Consider the following 19433-nt stretch of genomic DNA (forward strand, 5'->3'; position numbering starts at 1 on the left):
TCAGGAGTTTTTCAATGAACGTTCGTCTGCTGGGTTTGGCGCTGGGCCTGGGTTTGGCCTTGCCGGTGGTTGCTCAGGCGCAAATGCTGCAGCCGGGGTTGTGGGAAATGACGTCGAGCAATGTGAAGGTCGATGATCAGGTGATGGATGTGCAATCGATCCTCGGCCAGATTCAGGGCCAGATCACCCCTCAGCAACGGGCTGAACTGGAGAAGCAGGGGATCAACATCGGCGGCAAGGGCATCCGCGCCTGCCTGACGCCGCAGCAGGTGGCGACCAACGATATTCCGCTGGCGGATCCGCAGTCGGGCTGCAAGCAGCAGATCACCGAGCGTGTCGGCAACCAGTGGAAATTCCGCTTCAGTTGCCCGAAAGCTCAAGGCACCGGTGTTGCGACGTTCCTCAGTGACCGTGAGTTCACCACCGTCGCCAACGGTACTTTCAATGCCATCGGGATCAACCAGAAGGGCAGTCTGGAAACCCGGGCAGTCTGGCTGGGTCAGGATTGCGGCACGGTCAAACCGCGAGCGTAACGTCACCATCGAAACCGCCTCCACATCGAGTGGAGGCGGTTTTTTTTCAGCGCATGAACCGCAGCGGCAATCCCTGGCAGTTGTCATGGATCCGTTGGTCATGCCATGCAATCTGCCCCGATACCATCGTCGTGCTGACCCGATGCCGAAAGCTGCGCTGAGCGAACGGCGTCCAGCCGCATTGCGACAGAACGGGTTGGCGTGACACCGCGACACCTTTGGGCTCCGGTTGAATCAACACCAGATCCGCCCAATACCCCTCACGCAAATAACCGCGGTCCGGAATGGCAAACAGATCCGCCACCCGGTGACTGGTCTTGGCCACCAGCGTGGTGATCGGCAACACGCCATCCGCCACCAGTTCCAACAACGCCGGCAGCGCGTGTTGCACCAGGGGCAGCCCGGACGGTGCCTGTTCATACGCTTGCTGTTTTTCCGCCCAGGTGTGCGGTGCGTGATCGCTGCCGATCACGTCCAGTCGATTGCTCAGCAATGCCTGGCGCAGGGCGTCACGATCGGCCTGGGACTTGATCGCCGGATTGCATTTGATCAGGTTGCCGAGGTTCGGATAGTCACGGTCATCAAACAGCAAGTGATGCAGGCAGACTTCGGCAGTGATGCGTTTTTGCGACAGCGGCTTGTCTTCGAACAGGGCCAGCTCGCGCGACGTGGTCAGGTGCAGGACGTGCAGACGAGTGCCGTGACGTCTGGCCAGATCCACCGCCAGAGACGATGAGCGAAAGCAGGCGTCGGCATTGCGGATCTGCGCATGGGCGTCGGGTGGCAGTTGGTTGCCGAAGCGTTCGCGCAGGTTCGCGGCATTCGCTTCGATGCTCGGCGTGTGTTCACAGTGGGCCAGCAGAATCGTCGGCACTTCAGCGAACAGGCGCTCGAGGGTGTGCGGGTCGTCCACCAGCATGTTGCCGGTCGACGCGCCCATGAACACTTTCACACCGGCCACCTCGCTCGGATTCAGCGCCGCAACAATGTCCAGATTGTCGTGACTGACCCCAAAATGAAAACCGTAGTTGGCCACCGAGTTGATCGCTGCCCGGCGCTTTTTGTCGGCCAGCGCGTCAAGGGTCAGGGTGGCAGGGTTGGTATTGGGCATGTCCATGAAGCTGGTAATTCCGCCCGCTACCGCCGCACGTGATTCGGTATGGATGCTGCCCTTGGCCGGCGCACCCGGCTCACGGAAATGCACCTGGTCGTCAATCATTCCCGGCAGCAGCCATTGGCCGTTGGCTTCGATTTCACGGATCGCGTTTTCACCTTCGATGCTGCCGGCGATCTTGACGATGCGCCCGTTGCTGACCAACAGATCGGCGTCGAATTCACGCCCCTCGTTCACCAGCCGCGCATTGCGAATCAGCACACTGCTCATGATTCAGAACTCGTTCTGCAGGGCTTTGTAGCCGCGCACCAGATCAACGTTGGTACGCGCCACGTCTTCGGAAAACTCCGAAGCGCTGACGCTCACCGGCGGGAATTGCGAGAGGTCGGTGCCCGGGCCGATGCGGGTGGTGGAGGGCACGTAGAACGCGTCCGGCAGATCCCGACCGTCGACCACCGAGTTGTGCCGCACCACGCAACCGTTGCCGACCACACAGTTGAACAGCACGCTGTTGAAGCCGATAAACACCCGGTCGCCGACCGTGCACGGGCCATGCACGATCGAGCGGTGGGCGATGGAGCTGAATTCGCCGATGGTCACCGCCGCGCCGGATTTGGAGTGGATCACCACGCCGTCCTGGATGTTCGAATTGGCGCCGATGATGATCGGCTCCATCTCGCCCGTGGCGTCCACTTCATCGGCGCGGATCACCGCATACGGGCCGACGAACACGTTTTCTCCGATCACCACTTTGCCGCAGATGATCGCGGTTTTATCGACGTAGGCAGACTCGGCAATCTGCGGCAAATCACCGGAAGGATTTTTACGGATCATGGTTGGCTCAGGGCTTGGTAAAGAGTGTTGAGGTTGTATTCGAACAGCCCGGTGAAGGTGCTGGCCGGGCCGCTGGCGGCGAGGGCGTCGGAGTACAGCGTGCCGCCGATGTGCGCGCCGCTTTCGTCGGCGATCTGTTTCAGCAGGCGCGCGTCCTTGATGTTTTCCATGAACACCGCTTTGACCTTGGCCTGGCGAATCTGGGTGATCAGCGCGGCGACTTCGGCAGCGGAAGGTTCGCGTTCGGTGGACAGGCCTTGTGGCGCCATGAAGTCGATGCCGTAGGCCTGACCGAGATAACCGAAGGCATCGTGGCTGGTGACGATCTTGCGGTTACCCGGCGGCAGTGAACCGAGCTTGGCTTTCGCTTGGGCGAGGAGGGCGTAGATCTGTTTCAGGTAGGCTTGGCTGTTGCGCTCGTAGTCGGCTTTGTTTGCCGGGTCAGCAGCGATCAGCGCCTTGGTGATGTTGGCGACGTAGAGCTCGGCGTTCGCCAGGTTGTGCCAGGCGTGAGGATCGGGGACGGTTTCGCCGTCCTCATCCAGCGAGCGCGGAATCACGCCGCGGCTGGCGCTGATCACCGGGGCTCTGGTGTCGGTGCTGGCAACCAGCCGATCCAGCCAGGGTTCGAAACCCAGCCCGTTCTTGATGATCAGCTTCGCCTTGAGCAGGGCCTTGGCGTCATCCGGCGTCGGTTCGTAAGTATGGGCATCGGCGTCAGGGCCGACCATGTTGGTGATCTGGATATGCTCGCCGCCGACCTGATGCACCATGTCGGCAAGGATGCTGAAACTGGTGACCACCGGCAGTTTCTCCGCCGCCGATAACGACATCGACAGCATCAGGCTGAACAGCACGAGTAGAGCGCGCATCGGGAAACACCTCATTGGGATGTGAGCAAAGGCGGGCGGCGCAACAGACCGTGAACCGGTCCGAACACCACGGACAGCAAATAGCCGGCGCCGGCGACCAGCACGATGGCCGGGCCGCTGGGCAGCGAGTAGTAGAACGACAGCAACAGGCCGAGCCATACCGAGGCGCAACCGATGAGCGCGGCGATGGCAATCAGGATCGGCAGGCGCCGGCTCCAGAAACGAGAGGCGGCGGCGGGCAGCATCATCAGGCCGACTACCATCAAGGCGCCGATCGCCTGGAAGCCGATCACCAGATTGAGCACCACCAGCGTCAGGAACACGCCATGGGCGACGGGGCCGAGTCGGCTGACTGTGCGCAGGAAAAACGGATCGAGCGTGTCGAGCAGCAACGGTTTGTAGATCAGCGCCATGGCCATCAGGCTGAGTGCCGATACCCACAACATGCCGTTGAGGGTCGGGCCGTCCACCGCCAAAGCAGAGCCGAACAGGAGGTGCAGCAAATCCAGTCGCTTGCCGGCGATGCCGAGAATCAGCACGCCGCTGGCCAGCGAGATGGGATAGATCGCGGCGAGGCTGGCGTCTTCGCGTAGGCCGGTGCGTCGGGTGATCCACGCGGCGAGTCCGGCCATGCTCAAGCCGGCACCGAGCCCGCCGAGGGTCAGTGCCGGCAGACTCAGCCCGGCGAACCAGAACCCCAACGCGGCGCCGGGGAGGATGCCGTGGGCGACGGCGTCGCCGATCAGGCTCATCCGGCGCAGGATCAGAAAAACGCCCAGTGGTGCTGTGCTGCACGCCAATACCAGACCGCCGAGCAGGGCGCGACGCATGAAGACGAACTCGTGGAACGGCTGCCATAGATGGGTGAGCGTCAGCATCAGGCCACCTGCGTGTGAGGCGTTTGCTGGATGAGATCGACGCTGCTGCCGAATGCGCAGCCGCTCTGTTTGATCAGCAAGGTCTGTGGAATGTGTTGGCGCACGGCGGCGAGGTCATGGCAAACCACGACCAGGGTTCGTCCTTGTTCATGCCAGGCGTGGAGGTGTTGCCACAACAGTGTCTGACCCAGTTCGTCGAGTGCGGCATGGGGTTCGTCGAGCAGCAGCAGCGGAGTGTCGGCCAGACTCAATCGGGCGAGCAGGGCGCGTTGCAGTTCCCCGCCGGAGAGGGCCATCAAGGGACGATGTTCCAGTCCGCTCAGGTGCCAGTCTTCCAGTGCGGATTCGAGACGTTGGGCTCTCAGTTGCGACGACAGTCGGCGTCCCCAGAAGCCGGCTGCCACCAATTCCTGGAGACTGATCGGGAACTGTCGATCCAGATGCTGTTGTTGAGGCAGGAAGGACAAACCGCTTTGGCGTGGAACACCCAACTCGACCTTGCCGGACAGCGGTCGCTGTAAACCGGCGATGACTTTGAGCAGGCTGCTTTTGCCGCTGCCGTTGACGCCGATGATGGCCGTCAGGCTGCCACCTTCCAATCTCAGGTTGAGCGGTGCAGTGAGCGGTTGGCCGGGTATCCCCCAACTCAGGTTGTGGCAGCGAATCATGGCTGCTCCCGGCGCCAATGACTCTCGGCGACAGCGTCATGAGCATGAAGGCTTTCGGCGTGGATGACTCTTACGTTGAATTCGCTGATACCGGGTGAGCGACGCAGTGCCAGGTTCAGGCGGCGGGCAGCGTCTTCGCAGAACATCAGGTTCTGGCCATTGGCGAGGGCGAAGGCTTGTTCGTCAGCGCGTTTCACAGCGGTTTGAACGGCGGTGCCGAGGGCTGCTTCGGCGTCGTTGATGATGGACGTCAGGGGTAGTTCGTCGACGAATTCATCCAGGTGCAAATGCAGCTGGGCAGTACTGCGCTGGCTGTGAGGTGTGGCCACGATGCCTTGGGTCGAACCGAGCCACGCCAACACATCGGCGTGTTGCAGTGGCTTGTTGGCGAAGTCGTCGACGAATTGTTGCTGGATCAACTGCCTCGCCAATGCTGCGGAACACGGGCAAGTTGAGGAATACGCGACGTCGATTTTCAGTTCCACGTGGAACACTTTGTTTTCTAGCTGGGCTGAAACAGTGACGGGATAGGTTTTCCATCCCGCCAAAGGAGTTACCAACGCGGGCCTTCTCAGGAGTAAATCGGTGTGGATATTGAGATAGGCGGCTTCGGACAAATCTTCGTGGCTGTCCAGAAAACGCTGCAGAACTTTTCGCAGAAGCGCGGGAGAAAGGTTCTGCTGTTCCAGCGCTTCCAGCCCCAGATAGAGCCGCGACATGTGAATGCCGCGTGCGTCTCCATCATCCAGACTGACGCCTGCATCCGCTTTGGCAGCCAGGCGTTGGCCTTCGATAAACACAGGTAAAGCGATGCCGCACATCCCCACCCATTCGAGAGGCAGGGCCTGGCGGGCGGCTTGAGCCGCGACATCCGGCAAAGTCAGCGCGTTCATGAGCAGTTCCATCGTGGTGATTGAATTTGATGTTACATTATAACAATTCAAACCACGATGCCTTTTTCATGAACAGGCTTTCATATGCACAGACGCCACTTGCTCAACCTGATGCTGGCCAGCGCGGCCTTTGTTTTGCCTTTCTCGGTGTCCGCTACGCAGATACGCAATGCGCGGCTTTGGCGTTCGGATGACAAGCTTCGGCTGGTGTTCGATCTGAGTGGTGCCGTGAGCTACAAGACGTTTACCTTGAGTGCACCAGAGCGGTTGATCATCGATTTGAACGGCGCCAGCCTGAGTGGGGACTTCAGCCAATTGACGTTATCTGGCACTCCTATTCATTCGATCCGCTCCGGCCATTTTGGCCAAGGGAACACCCGGATCGTGCTGGATCTAAGCAGCCCGGTTCAGCTGAATTCATTCTTGTTGGCGCCTCAGGACGGGCAAGGGCATCGCCTGGTTCTGGATCTGATGAGTGCTTCAGCAGGACTCCCGGCGAGCGTTCCACGTGAAACACCCCAAGAAAAATCTCACCCCAAGCGCGACATCATGGTGGTGGTCGACCCAGGGCATGGCGGGAAAGATCCGGGTGCAATCGGTGCTAAAGGCGAGCGCGAAAAGGATGTGGTTCTGTCCATCGCGCAGATGCTTGCGCGTCGACTCAAGCGAGAAAAAGGCTTTGATGTGAAGCTGGTTCGTAACGACGATTTCTTCGTCCCGTTACGCAAGCGTGTGGAGATTGCGCGTCAGCACAAGGCTGACATGTTCATCTCGGTGCACGCCGATGCTGCGCCTCGTCTGACGGCTTCTGGGGCGTCGGTGTATTGCTTGTCCGAAGGCGGCGCAACATCCGCGACTGCGCGGTTCATGGCGCAGCGTGAGAACGGTGTGGATCTGCTCGGCGCGACCAGCCTGCTCAATCTCAAGGACAAGGATCCGATGCTCGCTGGCGTGATCCTCGACATGTCGATGAACGCAACCATCGCTGCCAGTTTGCAACTCGGAAGCACAGTGCTGGGCAGCTTGGCCGGCATCACCACGCTGCACCAAAAGCGCGTGGAACAGGCTGGATTTGCCGTTCTGAAATCGCCGGATGTGCCGTCAATCCTGGTGGAAACCGGGTTCATTTCCAACGCACGGGACAGTCAGCGCCTGGTGACCGCGCGTCATCAGCAGGCCGTGGCAGACGGTTTGTTTGAGGGCTTGCAGCGCTATTTCCAGAAAAATCCCCCCGTCGACAGCTATATGGCCTGGCAACAAGAGCAGAAAGGATCACAGGTTTAGCAGCCAGTGATCCGGCTGCAGGTGAACTTCGCACTGCCGCCGCCTGAGCTGGAGAACCGATTGATCGTCGTCCAACCCACGCGGCGATTGTAGCCAACCCAGGCTTCCCCATCGGAAGCGATGCCGGTGAAGAATGTCAGTTGGCCGTAGCGGCTGTTGGTTTGTGCCCAGTAGCGGTTGCCTGCTTTCTCGAATCCGCGCAGGTAAATCGTGCTGCCGACCGTGTTGACGCTATAGGCGTTGCCGTTGCCATCGATGCACGCCAAAAGGTTCGCGCTGCGCGTGCAATTGGCAAGCCCCGGCACTTGTGCTTCGGCAGTCAGCGTCAGCAATGCCAGGCAGATAAACGAGTATTTCAACGCGGTTTTCATGACGTAACTCGGCGACGACCTGATTACAGCTTCCGGCCCTTCGTCACTTTGGGCAAGAAGAGAGTGGATTGATTTTGTTGTTATACTATAACATTAATCGGATAAGGCTTTCCGTGGCTTCCATTTCAAGCGTCCGTTTCCCTGGTGACCCCATCGAAACCCAAGAACGCTAGCCCGGAGAGCCTCCAGCGCTGTTTAGCGACCGTCTGATGAGGTTTATCCAATGTCTTCCCGACTTCCCGTGACCGTTTTGTCCGGCTTTCTCGGCGCCGGAAAAAGTACACTTTTGAATTACGTACTACGTAACAGAGACGATCTGCGTGTCGCTGTTATCGTCAACGATATGAGCGAGATCAATATCGATGGCAGCGAAGTCCAGCGTGATGTCAGCCTGAACCGTGCTGAAGAGAAGCTCGTGGAAATGAGCAATGGCTGTATCTGCTGTACGTTACGCGAAGACCTGCTTGAAGAGGTCAGCCAGCTGGCCCGCGAAGGCCGCTTCGATTACTTGCTGATCGAATCCACGGGAATCTCCGAGCCGTTGCCAGTGGCCGAGACGTTCACTTTCCGTGATGAGCAGGGGCAAAGCCTCGCCGACATCGCTCGCCTCGACACCATGGTCACTGTAGTCGACGGCATGAACTTCCTCCCGGACTACCAGGCCGCTGAAAACCTCGCGTCCCGTGGTGAATTCCTCGGTGAAGAAGATGAGCGTTCGATCACCGATCTGCTGATCGAACAGATTGAGTTCGCCGACGTCCTGTTGATCAGCAAGATCGACTTGATCAGCAGCCGCGAGCGGGAAGAGCTGATGGCCATTCTCAAACGCCTCAACGCTCAGGCCGAGATCATCCCGATGGTCATGGGTGAGGTACCGCTGGAGAAAATTCTCAATACCGGTCGCTTCGACTTCGAAAAGGCCGCCCAGGCCCCGGGCTGGTTGCAGGAATTGCGTGGGGAACACGTGCCGGAAACCGAGGAGTACGGCATCGCCTCCACGGCCTATCGGGCACGCCGGCCCTTTCATCCACAGCGTTTCTTCGACTTCATCGACCGCCCTTGGGTAAACGGCAAACTGCTGCGCTCCAAAGGCTTCTTCTGGCTGGCCAGCAAACCCACCGACGCCGGTAGCTGGTCCCAGGCAGGTGGCCTGATGCGCCACGGTTTCGCCGGACGCTGGTGGCGCTTCGTGCCGAAAGAACAGTGGCCGCAGGATCAGGAAAGTACCGCCGCGATCATGGAAAACTGGATCGCCAGCGTAGGCGATTGTCGCCAGGAGCTGGTGTTTATCGGGCAGAACATCGATATCGCACAGCTGTCGTCGGAACTCGATGATTGCCTGCTGACCGATGATGAAATGGCGCTTGGTACTCAAGGCTGGCTACAGCTACGTGATCCTTTTGGCTCCTGGCACGACGAGGTGGCCTGATGCTTGCCCTGAAACCGCTGCCAGGCAACACACGTCATCAGTCTTTCGGCCAGACCCCGCAGGCGCTGGCGCACATTCTTGACGACGAGACCAACCTCGCGGTCTGGCAACGACAGCTTCCGCTGCACATTGCCGAATTCGCGGACTTGTTGCTGTCTCTGAACGAGCCTTACGCCGAGGTGCTGTGCCTGGAATTGCCGGACGAAGACGCAGAACCGGATCTCACGGGACTGGCCAGCGGCTTTCGCGATCTGGAAGGCTACGAAGGATTTATCGCCGACCTGAAATGGCTGGTCAGTGCCTTCGCCTGCCTGCTGGGGGCGCGACGGATCGGCTTGCGCCTGCGGGTGCTGGACAAGGCCATGTGTCCGCGTTTTCACGTCGATCATGTGCCGGTGCGGTTGATCACGACATACGCCGGTGTCGGCAGTGAATGGCTAAGGGAAGGGGAGATGGATCGTCGGCAACTGGGAAAGCCGCAAGCCGAGCCGCAGGAAGCGTCTCGGATTCAGCAATTGAATCGGGGCGAAGTGGCATTGCTCAAGGGCGAGAAATGGCACGGCAACGAAGGTTTCGGACTGATTCATCGCTCGCCGCAACCGGCGCCTGGTGAGCGGCGGCTGATGCTGACCCTCGACTGGCTCGGATAGCGCCTCAGGGCTTGAGCCATTTCCCCTGGCTCTGGGCCTCGCAATAGGGCTGCAAATACGCCGCATCGGTGGCCACGCCGTAATAGTGGATATCCTGGCGATAAGGCATATTGGCGACTTGCGCGTTGCTGCACACGCCGAATGCGCCGGCGGGGCACTGGTCGACGTATTGAACCTCGACTTTCTGCCCGGCCAGGGTCGGCTGGCAGAAGCCGTCGTTGAACAGTTTTTCCGGGATGTTGCGGTTCTGCTGGCAGACCTTCACGTCGAGCCGCTCCGCCTGACTGTGTACCACGCAAGCCTGTGCCAATGCCTCGCCCGACACCAGTGTCAGCAGCAACGACCATCCCATCCACCGCATCTTCGACCTCCAGAAAACCTTGATCATGTTGCAGAACATTCCCACCCACGTCATCGCCGGTCCCTTGGGCGCGGGCAAGACCAGCCTGATCCGCCAGCTCATGGCCCAGCGACCGGCGGGCGAGCGCTGGGCGGTGCTGATCAACGAGTTCGGCCAGATCGGGCTCGACGCTGCGCTGCTGACCCGCGACGCCGATGGTATCGCACTGGGCGAAGTGGCCGGGGGCTGTTTGTGTTGCGTGAACGGTGCGCCGTTCCAGATTGGTCTGGGGCGTTTGTTGCGCAAGGCGCGGCCGGATCGCCTGTTCATCGAGCCCTCGGGGCTCGGGCATCCGGCGCAGTTGCTGAAGCAACTGAACGAGGCGCCGTGGCAAGGCGTACTCGCCATTCAACCCTGCGTGCTAGTGCTGGACGCCCAGGCTCTCGTCGCGGGCAAAGCGCTGCCGGACGCGCAGCAGGAAACCTTGTCCAGCGCAGGCCTGCTGCTGTTGAACAAGGCAGAAAGCCTCGACGAGCCCACGCGTGAGCGAATCACCCAGCAATTGCCGTCTGTACGATTGATCTGGACGCAGCAGGCGATGTTGCCGCTCAGCGAGTTGCCGGGTCTGGCGGTGCAGGCGCAAGCAGGTGTGGATAAGTTGATCGTGCCCCAAGGGCTGGCGCAGATGCCGGCCATCTGGAGCGATCCGGCGTTGCCGATATGCCTGAGTCAGGCGCAGGAGGGTGGTTGGAGCATCGGTTGGCGCTGGCATCCGAGCCAGGTATTCGATGTATCGGGGATAACCCAATGGCTGAAAAGCCTGAACTGGCGGCGGGCCAAACTGGTGATTCAAAGCCCGGACGGCTGGCAGTCAGCCAATGCGCTGGACAATGCCGAGCTCAGTTGGCTGTCCAGTGAATGGCGTAAGGATTCCCGCATCGAGCTGATTTTCGACGAGCCGCAGGCGGTCGGTGAATTACAGGCCGGACTGGCCCGGTGTCGGCTTCAGGCAGGCTGATTCAAGGCTTCCACTTGGTGTGTTCCTGACGCCACTGGCTCAGCTCGATCACTTCACCACGCGGCTTGGTCACTTCCACCACGGGCGGTGTGTCATCGAATGGCGCCGGGTAGGGCGCCAGTTCAATCTGCGCGCTGTGCGCACCGAACTGGGTGATGGTGCCGTTGTGCCGGGTTTCGCCGGTCACGGTGAATTCGAAATTGTAGACCCGGGCCAGACGTCGCCGACCGCTGGCGTCCTTGATCAGACCGATCTTCTTCAGCGCCACGTTACCGTCGAGCAACTCGACGCCGACATTCACGCAATGCTGTTTGACCCGCTCCAGCGCCCGCTCGCGCAAGCCGTGGTTGTGCCAGAGCCACGCACCGGCGACGGCGAACAGCATCAGCACGAAAATGTTTTCCAGGGTGAGCATCAACACGAAACTCCAAATGATGGCGTCAGCTTAACTGCGTCGCCGGTCTGTCGTACAGGCTGCGTTTCGTCGCATACTGCGCGGCTTGAATTTCAATCGTTTTACGGAAAAACCCGAATGAAACGTACGCCTCATCTGCTCGCCATCCAGTCCCATGTGGTGTTCGGCCACGCCGGCAACAGCGCTGCGGTTTTTCCGATGCAGCGGGTCGGGGTGAATGTCTGGCCGCTCAATACGGTGCAGTTTTCCAACCATACGCAGTACGGCCAGTGGGCCGGCGAAGTGCTGGCGCCGCAGCGGATCCCCGAACTGGTCGAAGGCATCGCCGCCATCGGTGAGCTGGGCAATTGCGATGCGGTGCTGTCCGGCTATCTCGGCAGCGCGGCGCAGGGCCGGGCGATTCTCAGTGGCATCGAGCGGATCAAGGCAGTCAACCCGAAAGCCCTTTATCTGTGCGACCCGGTGATGGGGCATCCGGAAAAGGGTTGCAGCGTTCCCGCTGAAGTCAGTGATTTCCTGCTGGAAGAAGCCGCTGCCGTTGCGGACTTCATGTGCCCGAACCAGCTGGAACTGGACAGCTTCTCCGGGCGCAAGCCGCAGTCTCTGTTCGATTGCCTGGCGATGGCGCGGGCGCTGCTGGCACGCGGGCCGAAAGCGGTGCTGGTCAAACATCTGGATTATCCGGGCAAACCGGCGGATGGTTTTGAAATGTTGCTGGTGACGGCCGAGGGCAGCTGGCATCTGCGTCGTCCGCTGCTGGCGTTTCCGCGTCAGCCGGTGGGAGTGGGCGATCTGACGTCCGGATTGTTCCTGGCGCGTGTGCTGCTCGGGGATAGCCTGGTGGCGGCGTTTGAATTCACCGCAGCAGCGGTGCATGAAGTGCTGCTGGAAACCCAGGCCTGCGCCAGTTACGAGCTGCAACTGGTTCGGGCGCAGGACCGGATTGCGCATCCGCGGGTGAAGTTCGAAGCCACGCCGATCAGCCTCTGATACCGCGTCGGCTTCAATCGCGAGCAGGCTCGCTCCCACGGATAAGACATCACCTGTGGGAGCGAGCCTGCTCGCGATAGCGGTCGTCAGATCGCTACAAATCTCAGGCGTCGCCCTTGATTTCCTGATAGCGCTTTTCCAGCTCCTGACGGATCTGCCGGCGTTGCTGTGCCTGCATGTAGCGGCGCTTGTCTTCGCTGTTCTGCGGTTGCAGCGGCGGTACGGCGGCGGGTTTGCGCTGATCGTCCACCGCGACCATGGTGAAGAAGCAGCTGTTGGTGTGGCGCACCGAGCGCTCGCGGATGTTCTCGGTCACCACTTTGATGCCGACTTCCATCGAGGTGTTGCCGGTGTAGTTCACCGACGCCAGGAAAGTCACCAGTTCGCCGACATGGATCGGCTCGCGGAAAATCACCTGATCCACCGACAGGGTCACCACGTAGCGGCCGGCATAACGGCTGGCGCAGGCGTAGGCCACTTCGTCGAGGTATTTGAGCAGGGTGCCGCCGTGGACATTGCCAGAGAAGTTGGCCATGTCGGGGGTCATCAGTACCGTCATCGACAGCTGGGCGTTTCCGGGTTCCATAACGTTCTCACGGGTCAAGGCAGGGTTGCTGGAAGAAACACCTCTGCGGGTGCCTGGTCGCTTTTCAAAAGCACCGTTATCGGGACGCCAGGCAACTGGCCGCCGTCACGCCCGAATCGATCTGTTTCCATATATTGCACCGCCTTTCAGCCGGAAGTCGCGGTGTTACCCTGCAAAAGCGCCTCCCCAAGGGCGATTCCTACACCCAAAGCGGATTTTTACTCAGCTCGCCCAGACATTTCCCATGCCTGCGTGAGCCTCGTCATTCAAGGAGCCCACACCATGCATGCCATCAGCTTTATTCAGGATCTGGCGGTGATCATGTTGGTCGCAGGTGTGGTGACCGTGCTGTTCCACCGCTTCAAGCAGCCGGTAGTGCTCGGCTATATCGTCGCCGGCTTCATTATCGGCCCGCACACACCACCCTTCGGCCTGATCCACGACGAAGAAACCATCAAGACCCTCGCCGAGCTGGGGGTGATTTTCCTGATGTTCTGCCTGGGCCTGGAGTTCAGCCTGCGCAAGTTGTTCAAGGTCGGCGCCACGGCCTTCATCGCAGCGTTTCTCGAAATCGTGCTGATGATCTGGATCGGCTACGAAATCGGCCGCTGGTTCGACTGGAACACCATGGATTCGCTGTTCCTAGGCGCGATCCTGGCGATTTCCTCGACCACCATCATCGTCAAGGCGCTCAACGACCTGAAAATGAAAAACGAGCGCTTCGCGCAGCTGATCTTCGGCGTGCTGATCGTCGAGGACATTCTCGGCATCGGCATTATCGCCTTGCTGTCGAGCATCGCTGTCAGCGGCACGGTGAGCTCCGGCGAAGTGTTTTCTACCGTCGGCAAGCTCTCACTGTTCATGATCGTCGCCTTGGTCGTCGGCATTCTGTTGGTGCCGCGACTGTTGGCCTACGTGGCGAAATTCGAAAGCAACGAGATGCTGCTGATCACCGTGCTGGGCCTGTGTTTCGGATTCTGCCTGCTGGTGGTCAAACTCGAGTACAGCATGGTGCTCGGGGCGTTCCTGATCGGCGCAATCATGGCCGAGTCGCGGCAACTGTTGAAAATCGAGCGCCTGATCGAGCCGGTTCGCGACCTGTTCAGCGCGATCTTCTTCGTCGCCATCGGCCTGATGCTCGACCCGATGATCCTTCTGCAGTACGCGTGGCCGATTGCGGTAATCACGGTCGCCGTGGTGCTGGGCAAGATGCTGTCCTGCGGCCTCGGGGCGTTTATCGCGGGGAATGACGGACGCACCTCACTGCGGGTCGGGATGGGGCTTTCACAGATTGGCGAATTCTCCTTCATCATCGCGGCGCTGGGGATGACCCTGCAGGTCACCAGCAATTTCCTGTATCCGGTGGCTGTGGCGGTTTCGGTGATTACCACGTTGCTGACGCCGTACCTGATCCGGGCTGCCGATCCGCTGTCGATCAAACTGTCTGCCGCCATGCCGCAGCGAGTCGGTCGAGTGTTCGGAATGTACGGCGAATGGCTGCGCAGCATTCAGCCGCAGGGTGAGGGCGCGATGCTGGCCTCGATGATCCGGCGAATCCTGCTGCAGGTCGGGGTCAATCTGGCGCTGGTGATCGCGATCTTCTTTGCTGGCGCTTTTTTTGCCGGGCGTCTCTCGATCTGGATGCAGGACTGGATCAGCGATCCGAGCTGGCAGAAGGCGTTGATCTGGGGCGGGGCGCTGCTGGTGTCGTTGCCGTTCCTGATCGCGGCCTATCGCAAGCTCAAGGCGCTGTCGATGCTGCTGGCGGAGATGGGCGTGAAGCCGGAAATGGCCGGGCGTCACACACAGCGAGTGCGCCGGGTGATCTCCGAAGTGATCCCGATCATCTCGCTGCTGGTGATTTTCCTACTGTTGGCAGCCTTGTCGGCCAGTATCTTGCCGACCAACAAGTTGCTGGTGCTGATCGCCGTGGTCGCGGCCGCCGTGGCGGCGCTGCTCTGGCGCTGGTTCATCCGGGTGCACACGCGGATGCAGGTGGCCCTGCTGGAAACCCTCGACAACCACAAGGAGCCGTCGGGGCACTGACCACCCAGGGTGTGGGGCGTTTCAGCTTTCCAGCCAGACGTCCCGCGCCCAGTGCCAGACCGATTCCCAGGACTCTTCGGTGATCAGTTCTTCTTCGCCGGACCACAGCACCACGGTGCCGTCTTCTTCGACGCAGTAGTAGTCGTCACCGTCTTGGCAGATCGGGATCAGGTCGCGCGGCACGCCGGCATCCCAGGCATTGGCAGCGACGTCCGGCAGGTAGGTGTGGGATTGCGGGTCGGTGACGGTCACCGGCTCCAGACTGCCGTAAACCACGTCGCTGACGGTCAGCAGAAACTCTTTGAAGACGAACGGGATGTTGATGAAGAGCTCTTCTTCGATTTCCACCAACTGGTCTTCGTCGGGCAACTCCAGGGGAACCGGTACGGGTTCGTTGGCTTCGCGCAGTTGTTCGATGATTTCTTCCACGTCCGGGATCCTCTTGCTTGAATGGCGCGGTTTATATGGGGCGGTTTATACAGTAGCTCGCTATAGATGCAACCGCGAAATAGAAAACCCCGGCCGAGGCCGGGGTTTTCATTACTGCGGGTAAAACGTCGGAGGTGATCAGCCGTTCTGGCGGATACCGGCGACCAGCCAAGGCTGGTTGTCGCCCTGTGGACGTTCCATGTTCCAGCTTTCGCTGAACACTTCGCCCTGCTGGTCGAAACGCGAGGTCTTCGACACGCCGTTGAAGGTAAGGGTAGCGATGGTCTTGTCCGCACGATCATCCACGCCATCCAGTTGTACCTGGAGGTTGTCGATGTAGGTGGACTGGAATGCATCACCCAGTTCCGCGCGCTCGCGCTTGAGGAACTCGAACATTTGCGGGGTCACGAACTCGGCGATCTTGTCCATTTCGTTGGCGTCCCAGTGCTGCTGCAGAGCCTGGAAGTGGCTGCGGGCGGCTTCAAGGAAGCGCTGTTCGTTGAACCAGGCCGGTGCATTGATCACCGGACGGGCGGCAGCAGGTGCGGCCGAACCACCGAAGATCGAACCCATGGCTGCTGGCTTCTGTTCGAACACTTCACGCTGCATCGGCGCGCCGGCCGGAGCGAACTGCTCCTGCTGCTTGCGACGACGGGCGGCGATGAAGCGGAAGATCACGAACGCGATCACGGCCATGATCAGGATGTCGAAGAACTGCATGCCTTCGAAGCCGCCGCCCATGAACATGGAAGCGAGCAGGCCACCGGCCGCGATGCCGGCCAGAGGACCGAGCCATTTCGAAGCACCGCCGGCCTTGGCCGCAGCGCCCGCGGCACCGGCAGCACCAGCGGTCGCCGCAGCGCCGCCCATGCCTGGGGAAGAAGGAGCCATCTGGCTGGTCTGGTGCGTCGGCGCAGCGCCGGCGCTTTTGCCACCACCAAAGCGCTTGGCGTTGGCGTCGAGGCTCATCGTCAGGCCGATGCACAACGCCATGGCGATGCTAAGAAAACGTTTCATAAAGGGAATTCCCGTTTGTGGAGACACGCGCGCCATGTTGCACAGCTGAAGTGTTACTGGCTAGCGAGAGAGTGTTTCGGGCTTTTGCCTGACAGGTTACGTTCAGCTCGGTCGGGGCAATAAGGCCATGTACTTTTGTCTGTAGGAAAAGGAGATAGGTTCAGCAGGAAATGGATCAGCGCCGCAAGGCCAGCATCACCACGCCAGCGGTGATCAGGCCGATACCGCTCCACTGGCGCAGGTCGAGTTTCTCGCCCAGCAGGACCACACCGAGCACCGCTACGAAGACCACGCTGAGCTTGTCCACCGGGGCGACCAGCGATGCCGGGCCGACTTTCAACGCCCGGAAGTAGCACAGCCACGAAGCACCGGTACCCAGGCCCGACAACAGCAGAAACAGGTAGCTCTTGGCGGAAATCGATCCCAAGGACTGATATTGGCCCGTTGCGTACAAAATCAAGGCCAGACTGACCAATACGACGATTGTGCGCAGCAGGGTAGCGAAGTCGGAGTTGACGTTTTCGATGCCGATCTTGGCGAAGATGGCCGTCAGCGCGGCGAAGGTGGCCGAGAGCAGGGCCCAGAACGTCCAGGAAGAAAAGAAGCCCGAGCCCATGGATGCTGCCTCCAGTGCCCGTTCCCGCGTTGGGCGCGGGAACGAACGTTGACTTATATGGCTTCCAGCTTCGCGTACCCGAGCATCAGCCACTTGCTGCCTTCGGCGAAGTTCACCTGCACCCGGGCCTGGGCGCCGGCGCCCTCGAAGTTGAGGATCACGCCGTCGCCGAAGATCGAGTGACGGACAGCCTGGCCGAGGCTCAGGCCGGTTTCCGGAATCTCGCTGCCGCTGAACAGGTTGCTGCCACCCATCGACTGGTTGCCGCCGAACGGTCGGCTGACGCTGTTGGACAGGCGCACTTCTTGAATCAAACCTTTCGGTACTTCCCGTACGAAACGCGACACCTTGTTATAGGTTTCGCTGCCGTACAGACGTCGGGTTTCAGCATAGGTCATCACCAGATTCTGCATCGCCCGGGTAATGCCGACATAGGCCAGACGCCGTTCTTCCTCAAGACGTCCCGGTTCTTCCAGGCTCATCTTGTGCGGGAACAGGCCTTCTTCCATGCCCACCAGGAACACGTAAGGGAATTCCAGGCCTTTGGCGCTGTGCAGGGTCATCAACTGAATGCTGTCTTCGTGCTCGTCGGCCTGAGTGTCGCCGGCCTCCAGCGAAGCGTGGCCGAGGAACGCCGCCAGTGGCGTCAGCTCTTCGTCTTCTTCGGTGTTCTCGAAGTTGCGCGCGGCGCTGACCAGTTCCTCAAGGTTTTCCACCCGGGCCTGGCCTTTCTCGCCTTTTTCCGCTTCGTGGTAGGCGATCAGTCCGGATTGCTCGATGACGGTCTGGGTCATCAGGTGCAACGGCATCTCGGCGCACTTGGCGGCGAGGTTTTCGATCAGTTCGATAAACGCGCCCAGTGCACCAGCGGCGCGACCGGTCAGACCTTTGTTGGCCACCAGCTGGCGCATGGCTTCCCACATCGACACATCGCTGTGGCGCGCATGGTCGCGGATCGCTTCGACGGTTTTTTCGCCGATACCACGAGCCGGGACATTGATTACCCGTTCCAGCGCCGCATCGTTGCCACGACCTTCCAGCAATCGCAGGTAAGCCATGGCGTTCTTGATTTCCGCCCGCTCGAAGAAGCGCTGGCCGCCATAGATGCGGTACGGAATGCGTTCACGCAGCAAGGCTTCTTCCAGAACGCGCGATTGGGCGTTGGAGCGGTAGAGAATCGCGATATCGCTGCGAGCCAGGCCGGTTTTCAGCGCGCTTTCGATGGTTTCGACAACGTAGCGTGCTTCATCGTGTTCGTTGAACGCGGCGTAAAGGTTGATCGCTTCGCCGTCGCCGCCATCGGTCCACAGTTCTTTGCCCAGGCGCCCGGTGTTATTGGCGATCAAGGCGTTGGCGGCTTTCAGGATGCCGGCCGTGGAGCGGTAGTTCTGCTCCAGACGGATGGTCACCGAATCCGGGAAGTCGGAAGAGTATTGGTGGATGTTCTCGATTTTCGCGCCGCGCCAGCCGTAGATCGACTGGTCGTCGTCGCCGACCACCATCAGGCTGTCGCCGCCCTTGCCCAGCAGACGCAACCAGGCGTACTGCACGGCGTTGGTGTCCTGGAATTCGTCCACCAGAATGTGTCGGAAACGCTTCTGGTAGTGCGCCAGCAGACCCGGGTGGTCGCGCCACAGGTCGAGGGCGCGCAGCAGCAGTTCGGAGAAATCAATGACGCCGGCACGCTGGCACGCGGCCTCGTACGCTTCATAAATGCCGCGCATGGTGGCCAGGAACAAATCGCCGCTGGCTTGAATGTGTTGCGGACGCAGACCTTCGTCTTTCTGCCCGTTGATGAACCACTGGGCCTGACGGGCCGGCCAGCGTTGCTCGTCCAGCCCCAGCTCGCGGATCACCCGCTTGACCAGCCGTTGCTGGTCGTCGCTGTCGAGAATCTGGAAAGTCTGGCTCAGCCCGGCTTCCTGCCAGTGCGCCCGGAGCAAGCGGTGCGCCAGGCCGTGGAAGGTGCCGACCCACATGCCGGCCGGGTTGATGCCCAGCAATTGCTCGATGCGGTGACGCATCTCGGCAGCGGCTTTATTGGTGAAGGTCACCGACAGAATCGAGTGGGGCGAGGCGTTTTCGACCTGGATCAACCAGGCGATACGGTGCACCAGCACTCGGGTTTTGCCGGAGCCGGCACCGGCCAGGACCAATTGACGACCAACGGGAGCCGCTACGGCCTGGCGTTGGGCATCGTTGAGGGAGTTCAGCAGAAGGGAGAGATCATCGCGCATCGGGGCATTCTAGGGTGCGCCGCAGGCCCGGGCAAACCGAGCTTTGCATTAGCCGATGAAAGTGCCGCCCGTGACGACCGGTCGGTCACCGGCTACAGGCGTTGGCCCGCCTGGCGTCGGGGCTTTGGCGGGTGACGAGCGGTGGAAAAGTTTCGGTGAAATTATGATCTGGGGCAGTTTGGCAAGTGGTTCGGCTTGTGTATGCTCCGTCCA

Annotated in this window: 21 protein-coding genes; 7 read left to right on the forward strand and 14 right to left on the reverse strand. The window is 60.5% G+C overall.

Going from position 1 to position 19433, the window contains the following annotated elements; translation table 11 throughout:
- The first annotated feature begins 14 nt into the window (after positions 1 to 14).
- Positions 15 to 533, forward strand: a complete 519-nt coding sequence (locus tag PMI24_RS12115; RefSeq protein WP_007954220.1) for a DUF3617 domain-containing protein — start codon at positions 15 to 17, stop codon at positions 531 to 533.
- A gap of 46 nt (positions 534 to 579) precedes the next feature.
- Here PMI24_RS12115 and PMI24_RS12120 read toward each other — a convergent pair whose 3' ends face one another.
- The 6 genes from PMI24_RS12120 to folE2 are packed head-to-tail and all read right to left on the reverse strand — an operon-like array spanning position 580 to position 5792.
- The gene (locus tag PMI24_RS12120) at positions 580 to 1917 is read right to left on the reverse strand and encodes a dihydroorotase (protein WP_007954221.1); all 1338 of its coding nucleotides are present in this window, start codon (positions 1915 to 1917) and stop codon (positions 580 to 582) included.
- Positions 1918 to 1920: 3 nt separating this feature from the next.
- Positions 1921 to 2481, reverse strand: coding sequence for a gamma carbonic anhydrase family protein (locus PMI24_RS12125; RefSeq protein WP_007954223.1), 561 nt, complete (start codon positions 2479 to 2481; stop codon positions 1921 to 1923).
- Entirely contained in the window at positions 2478 to 3353 is an 876-nt protein-coding gene (locus tag PMI24_RS12130) for a metal ABC transporter substrate-binding protein (protein ID WP_007954224.1), read from the reverse strand. Before PMI24_RS12130 ends, PMI24_RS12125 begins: the two co-directional genes overlap by 4 nt.
- A gap of 11 nt (positions 3354 to 3364) precedes the next feature.
- On the reverse strand, positions 3365 to 4231 hold the full coding sequence (locus PMI24_RS12135) for a metal ABC transporter permease (protein ID WP_007954226.1): 867 nt from the start codon (positions 4229 to 4231) through the stop codon (positions 3365 to 3367).
- Positions 4231 to 4899: a metal ABC transporter ATP-binding protein gene (locus PMI24_RS12140; RefSeq protein WP_007954228.1), complete on the reverse strand. Its 669-nt coding sequence runs from the start codon at positions 4897 to 4899 to the stop codon at positions 4231 to 4233. The genes PMI24_RS12135 and PMI24_RS12140 overlap by 1 nt, the downstream gene beginning before the upstream one ends.
- The gene (folE2, locus tag PMI24_RS12145) at positions 4896 to 5792 is read right to left on the reverse strand and encodes a GTP cyclohydrolase FolE2 (protein ID WP_007954230.1); all 897 of its coding nucleotides are present in this window, start codon (positions 5790 to 5792) and stop codon (positions 4896 to 4898) included. The genes PMI24_RS12140 and folE2 overlap by 4 nt, the downstream gene beginning before the upstream one ends.
- Positions 5793 to 5876: 84 nt before the next feature.
- On the opposite strand from folE2, the gene PMI24_RS12150 reads away from it, so the two are divergent.
- A complete protein-coding gene (locus PMI24_RS12150; protein WP_007954231.1) occupies positions 5877 to 7076 on the forward strand; it encodes an N-acetylmuramoyl-L-alanine amidase in 1200 nt (399 codons plus the stop codon).
- Here PMI24_RS12150 and PMI24_RS12155 read toward each other — a convergent pair.
- Complete coding sequence (locus PMI24_RS12155) at positions 7073 to 7447, reverse strand: hypothetical protein (RefSeq protein ID WP_007954233.1); 375 nt, start codon at positions 7445 to 7447, stop codon at positions 7073 to 7075. The genes PMI24_RS12150 and PMI24_RS12155 overlap by 4 nt on opposite strands.
- A 223-nt stretch (positions 7448 to 7670) precedes the next feature.
- Between PMI24_RS12155 and zigA the strand changes: the two genes are divergently transcribed.
- Together zigA and PMI24_RS12165 are read left to right on the forward strand one after the other, a co-directional pair.
- Positions 7671 to 8876, forward strand: coding sequence for a zinc metallochaperone GTPase ZigA (gene zigA, locus PMI24_RS12160; protein WP_007954235.1), 1206 nt, complete (start codon positions 7671 to 7673; stop codon positions 8874 to 8876).
- Complete coding sequence (locus PMI24_RS12165; RefSeq protein WP_007954237.1) at positions 8876 to 9526, forward strand: DUF1826 domain-containing protein; 651 nt, start codon at positions 8876 to 8878, stop codon at positions 9524 to 9526. Before zigA ends, PMI24_RS12165 begins: the two co-directional genes overlap by 1 nt.
- Positions 9527 to 9530: 4 nt before the next feature.
- On the opposite strand, the gene PMI24_RS12170 is transcribed toward PMI24_RS12165, so the two are convergent.
- A complete protein-coding gene (locus tag PMI24_RS12170; RefSeq protein ID WP_007954239.1) occupies positions 9531 to 9887 on the reverse strand; it encodes a hypothetical protein in 357 nt (118 codons plus the stop codon).
- Positions 9888 to 9912: 25 nt separating this feature from the next.
- Here PMI24_RS12170 and PMI24_RS12175 point away from each other — a divergent pair, with 25 nt between their 5' ends.
- On the forward strand, positions 9913 to 10884 hold the full coding sequence (locus PMI24_RS12175; protein ID WP_007954241.1) for a CobW family GTP-binding protein: 972 nt from the start codon (positions 9913 to 9915) through the stop codon (positions 10882 to 10884).
- Position 10885: 1 nt separating this feature from the next.
- Here the strand turns inward: PMI24_RS12175 and PMI24_RS12180 are convergent, their stop codons facing one another.
- On the reverse strand, positions 10886 to 11299 hold the full coding sequence (locus tag PMI24_RS12180) for a DUF3301 domain-containing protein (protein WP_007954242.1): 414 nt from the start codon (positions 11297 to 11299) through the stop codon (positions 10886 to 10888).
- 117 nt (positions 11300 to 11416) lie between these two features.
- Between PMI24_RS12180 and pdxY the strand changes: the two genes are divergently transcribed.
- A complete protein-coding gene (gene pdxY / locus PMI24_RS12185; protein ID WP_007954243.1) occupies positions 11417 to 12289 on the forward strand; it encodes a pyridoxal kinase PdxY in 873 nt (290 codons plus the stop codon).
- Positions 12290 to 12392: 103 nt separating this feature from the next.
- Here pdxY and PMI24_RS12190 read toward each other — a convergent pair whose 3' ends face one another.
- On the reverse strand, positions 12393 to 12875 hold the full coding sequence (locus PMI24_RS12190) for an acyl-CoA thioesterase (RefSeq protein WP_003229693.1): 483 nt from the start codon (positions 12873 to 12875) through the stop codon (positions 12393 to 12395).
- Between the two features lie 282 nt (positions 12876 to 13157).
- On the opposite strand from PMI24_RS12190, the gene PMI24_RS12195 reads away from it, so the two are divergent.
- Complete coding sequence (locus PMI24_RS12195; protein WP_007954244.1) at positions 13158 to 14921, forward strand: cation:proton antiporter; 1764 nt, start codon at positions 13158 to 13160, stop codon at positions 14919 to 14921.
- Positions 14922 to 14942: 21 nt separating this feature from the next.
- Here PMI24_RS12195 and PMI24_RS12200 read toward each other — a convergent pair whose 3' ends face one another.
- The 4 genes from PMI24_RS12200 to uvrD form a co-directional block, all read right to left on the reverse strand.
- Complete coding sequence (locus PMI24_RS12200) at positions 14943 to 15350, reverse strand: SMI1/KNR4 family protein (protein WP_007954245.1); 408 nt, start codon at positions 15348 to 15350, stop codon at positions 14943 to 14945.
- Between the two features lie 138 nt (positions 15351 to 15488).
- Positions 15489 to 16367: a Tim44 domain-containing protein gene (locus PMI24_RS12205; RefSeq protein WP_007954246.1), complete on the reverse strand. Its 879-nt coding sequence runs from the start codon at positions 16365 to 16367 to the stop codon at positions 15489 to 15491.
- 175 nt (positions 16368 to 16542) lie between these two features.
- Entirely contained in the window at positions 16543 to 16983 is a 441-nt protein-coding gene (locus PMI24_RS12210; protein WP_007954247.1) for an EamA family transporter, read from the reverse strand.
- A gap of 53 nt (positions 16984 to 17036) precedes the next feature.
- A complete protein-coding gene (gene uvrD, locus PMI24_RS12215) occupies positions 17037 to 19220 on the reverse strand; it encodes a DNA helicase II (RefSeq protein ID WP_007954248.1) in 2184 nt (727 codons plus the stop codon).
- Positions 19221 to 19433 lie beyond the last annotated feature (213 nt).

Source organism: Pseudomonas sp. GM25, assembly GCF_000282255.1.
Lineage (GTDB): Bacteria > Pseudomonadota > Gammaproteobacteria > Pseudomonadales > Pseudomonadaceae > Aquipseudomonas > Aquipseudomonas aphyarum.

Coding starts and splice junctions, on each gene's coding strand:
- PMI24_RS12150 (WP_007954231.1), top strand. CDS start 5,877: ATGCACAGACGCCACTTGCTCAACCTGATGCTGGCCAGCGCGGCCTTT.
- PMI24_RS12165 (WP_007954237.1), top strand. CDS start 8,876: ATGCTTGCCCTGAAACCGCTGCCAGGCAACACACGTCATCAGTCTTTC.
- uvrD (WP_007954248.1), bottom strand. CDS start 19,220: ATGCGCGATGATCTCTCCCTTCTGCTGAACTCCCTCAACGATGCCCAA.
- PMI24_RS12135 (WP_007954226.1), bottom strand. CDS start 4,231: ATGCTGACGCTCACCCATCTATGGCAGCCGTTCCACGAGTTCGTCTTC.
- PMI24_RS12190 (WP_003229693.1), bottom strand. CDS start 12,875: ATGGAACCCGGAAACGCCCAGCTGTCGATGACGGTACTGATGACCCCC.
- PMI24_RS12195 (WP_007954244.1), top strand. CDS start 13,158: ATGCATGCCATCAGCTTTATTCAGGATCTGGCGGTGATCATGTTGGTC.
- PMI24_RS12210 (WP_007954247.1), bottom strand. CDS start 16,983: ATGGGCTCGGGCTTCTTTTCTTCCTGGACGTTCTGGGCCCTGCTCTCG.
- pdxY (WP_007954243.1), top strand. CDS start 11,417: ATGAAACGTACGCCTCATCTGCTCGCCATCCAGTCCCATGTGGTGTTC.
- PMI24_RS12170 (WP_007954239.1), bottom strand. CDS start 9,887: ATGCGGTGGATGGGATGGTCGTTGCTGCTGACACTGGTGTCGGGCGAG.
- PMI24_RS12205 (WP_007954246.1), bottom strand. CDS start 16,367: ATGAAACGTTTTCTTAGCATCGCCATGGCGTTGTGCATCGGCCTGACG.
- folE2 (WP_007954230.1), bottom strand. CDS start 5,792: ATGAACGCGCTGACTTTGCCGGATGTCGCGGCTCAAGCCGCCCGCCAG.
- PMI24_RS12120 (WP_007954221.1), bottom strand. CDS start 1,917: ATGAGCAGTGTGCTGATTCGCAATGCGCGGCTGGTGAACGAGGGGCGT.
- PMI24_RS12125 (WP_007954223.1), bottom strand. CDS start 2,481: ATGATCCGTAAAAATCCTTCCGGTGATTTGCCGCAGATTGCCGAGTCT.
- PMI24_RS12175 (WP_007954241.1), top strand. CDS start 9,913: ATGTTGCAGAACATTCCCACCCACGTCATCGCCGGTCCCTTGGGCGCG.
- PMI24_RS12180 (WP_007954242.1), bottom strand. CDS start 11,299: ATGCTCACCCTGGAAAACATTTTCGTGCTGATGCTGTTCGCCGTCGCC.
- zigA (WP_007954235.1), top strand. CDS start 7,671: ATGTCTTCCCGACTTCCCGTGACCGTTTTGTCCGGCTTTCTCGGCGCC.
- PMI24_RS12115 (WP_007954220.1), top strand. CDS start 15: ATGAACGTTCGTCTGCTGGGTTTGGCGCTGGGCCTGGGTTTGGCCTTG.
- PMI24_RS12130 (WP_007954224.1), bottom strand. CDS start 3,353: ATGCGCGCTCTACTCGTGCTGTTCAGCCTGATGCTGTCGATGTCGTTA.
- PMI24_RS12155 (WP_007954233.1), bottom strand. CDS start 7,447: ATGAAAACCGCGTTGAAATACTCGTTTATCTGCCTGGCATTGCTGACG.
- PMI24_RS12140 (WP_007954228.1), bottom strand. CDS start 4,899: ATGATTCGCTGCCACAACCTGAGTTGGGGGATACCCGGCCAACCGCTC.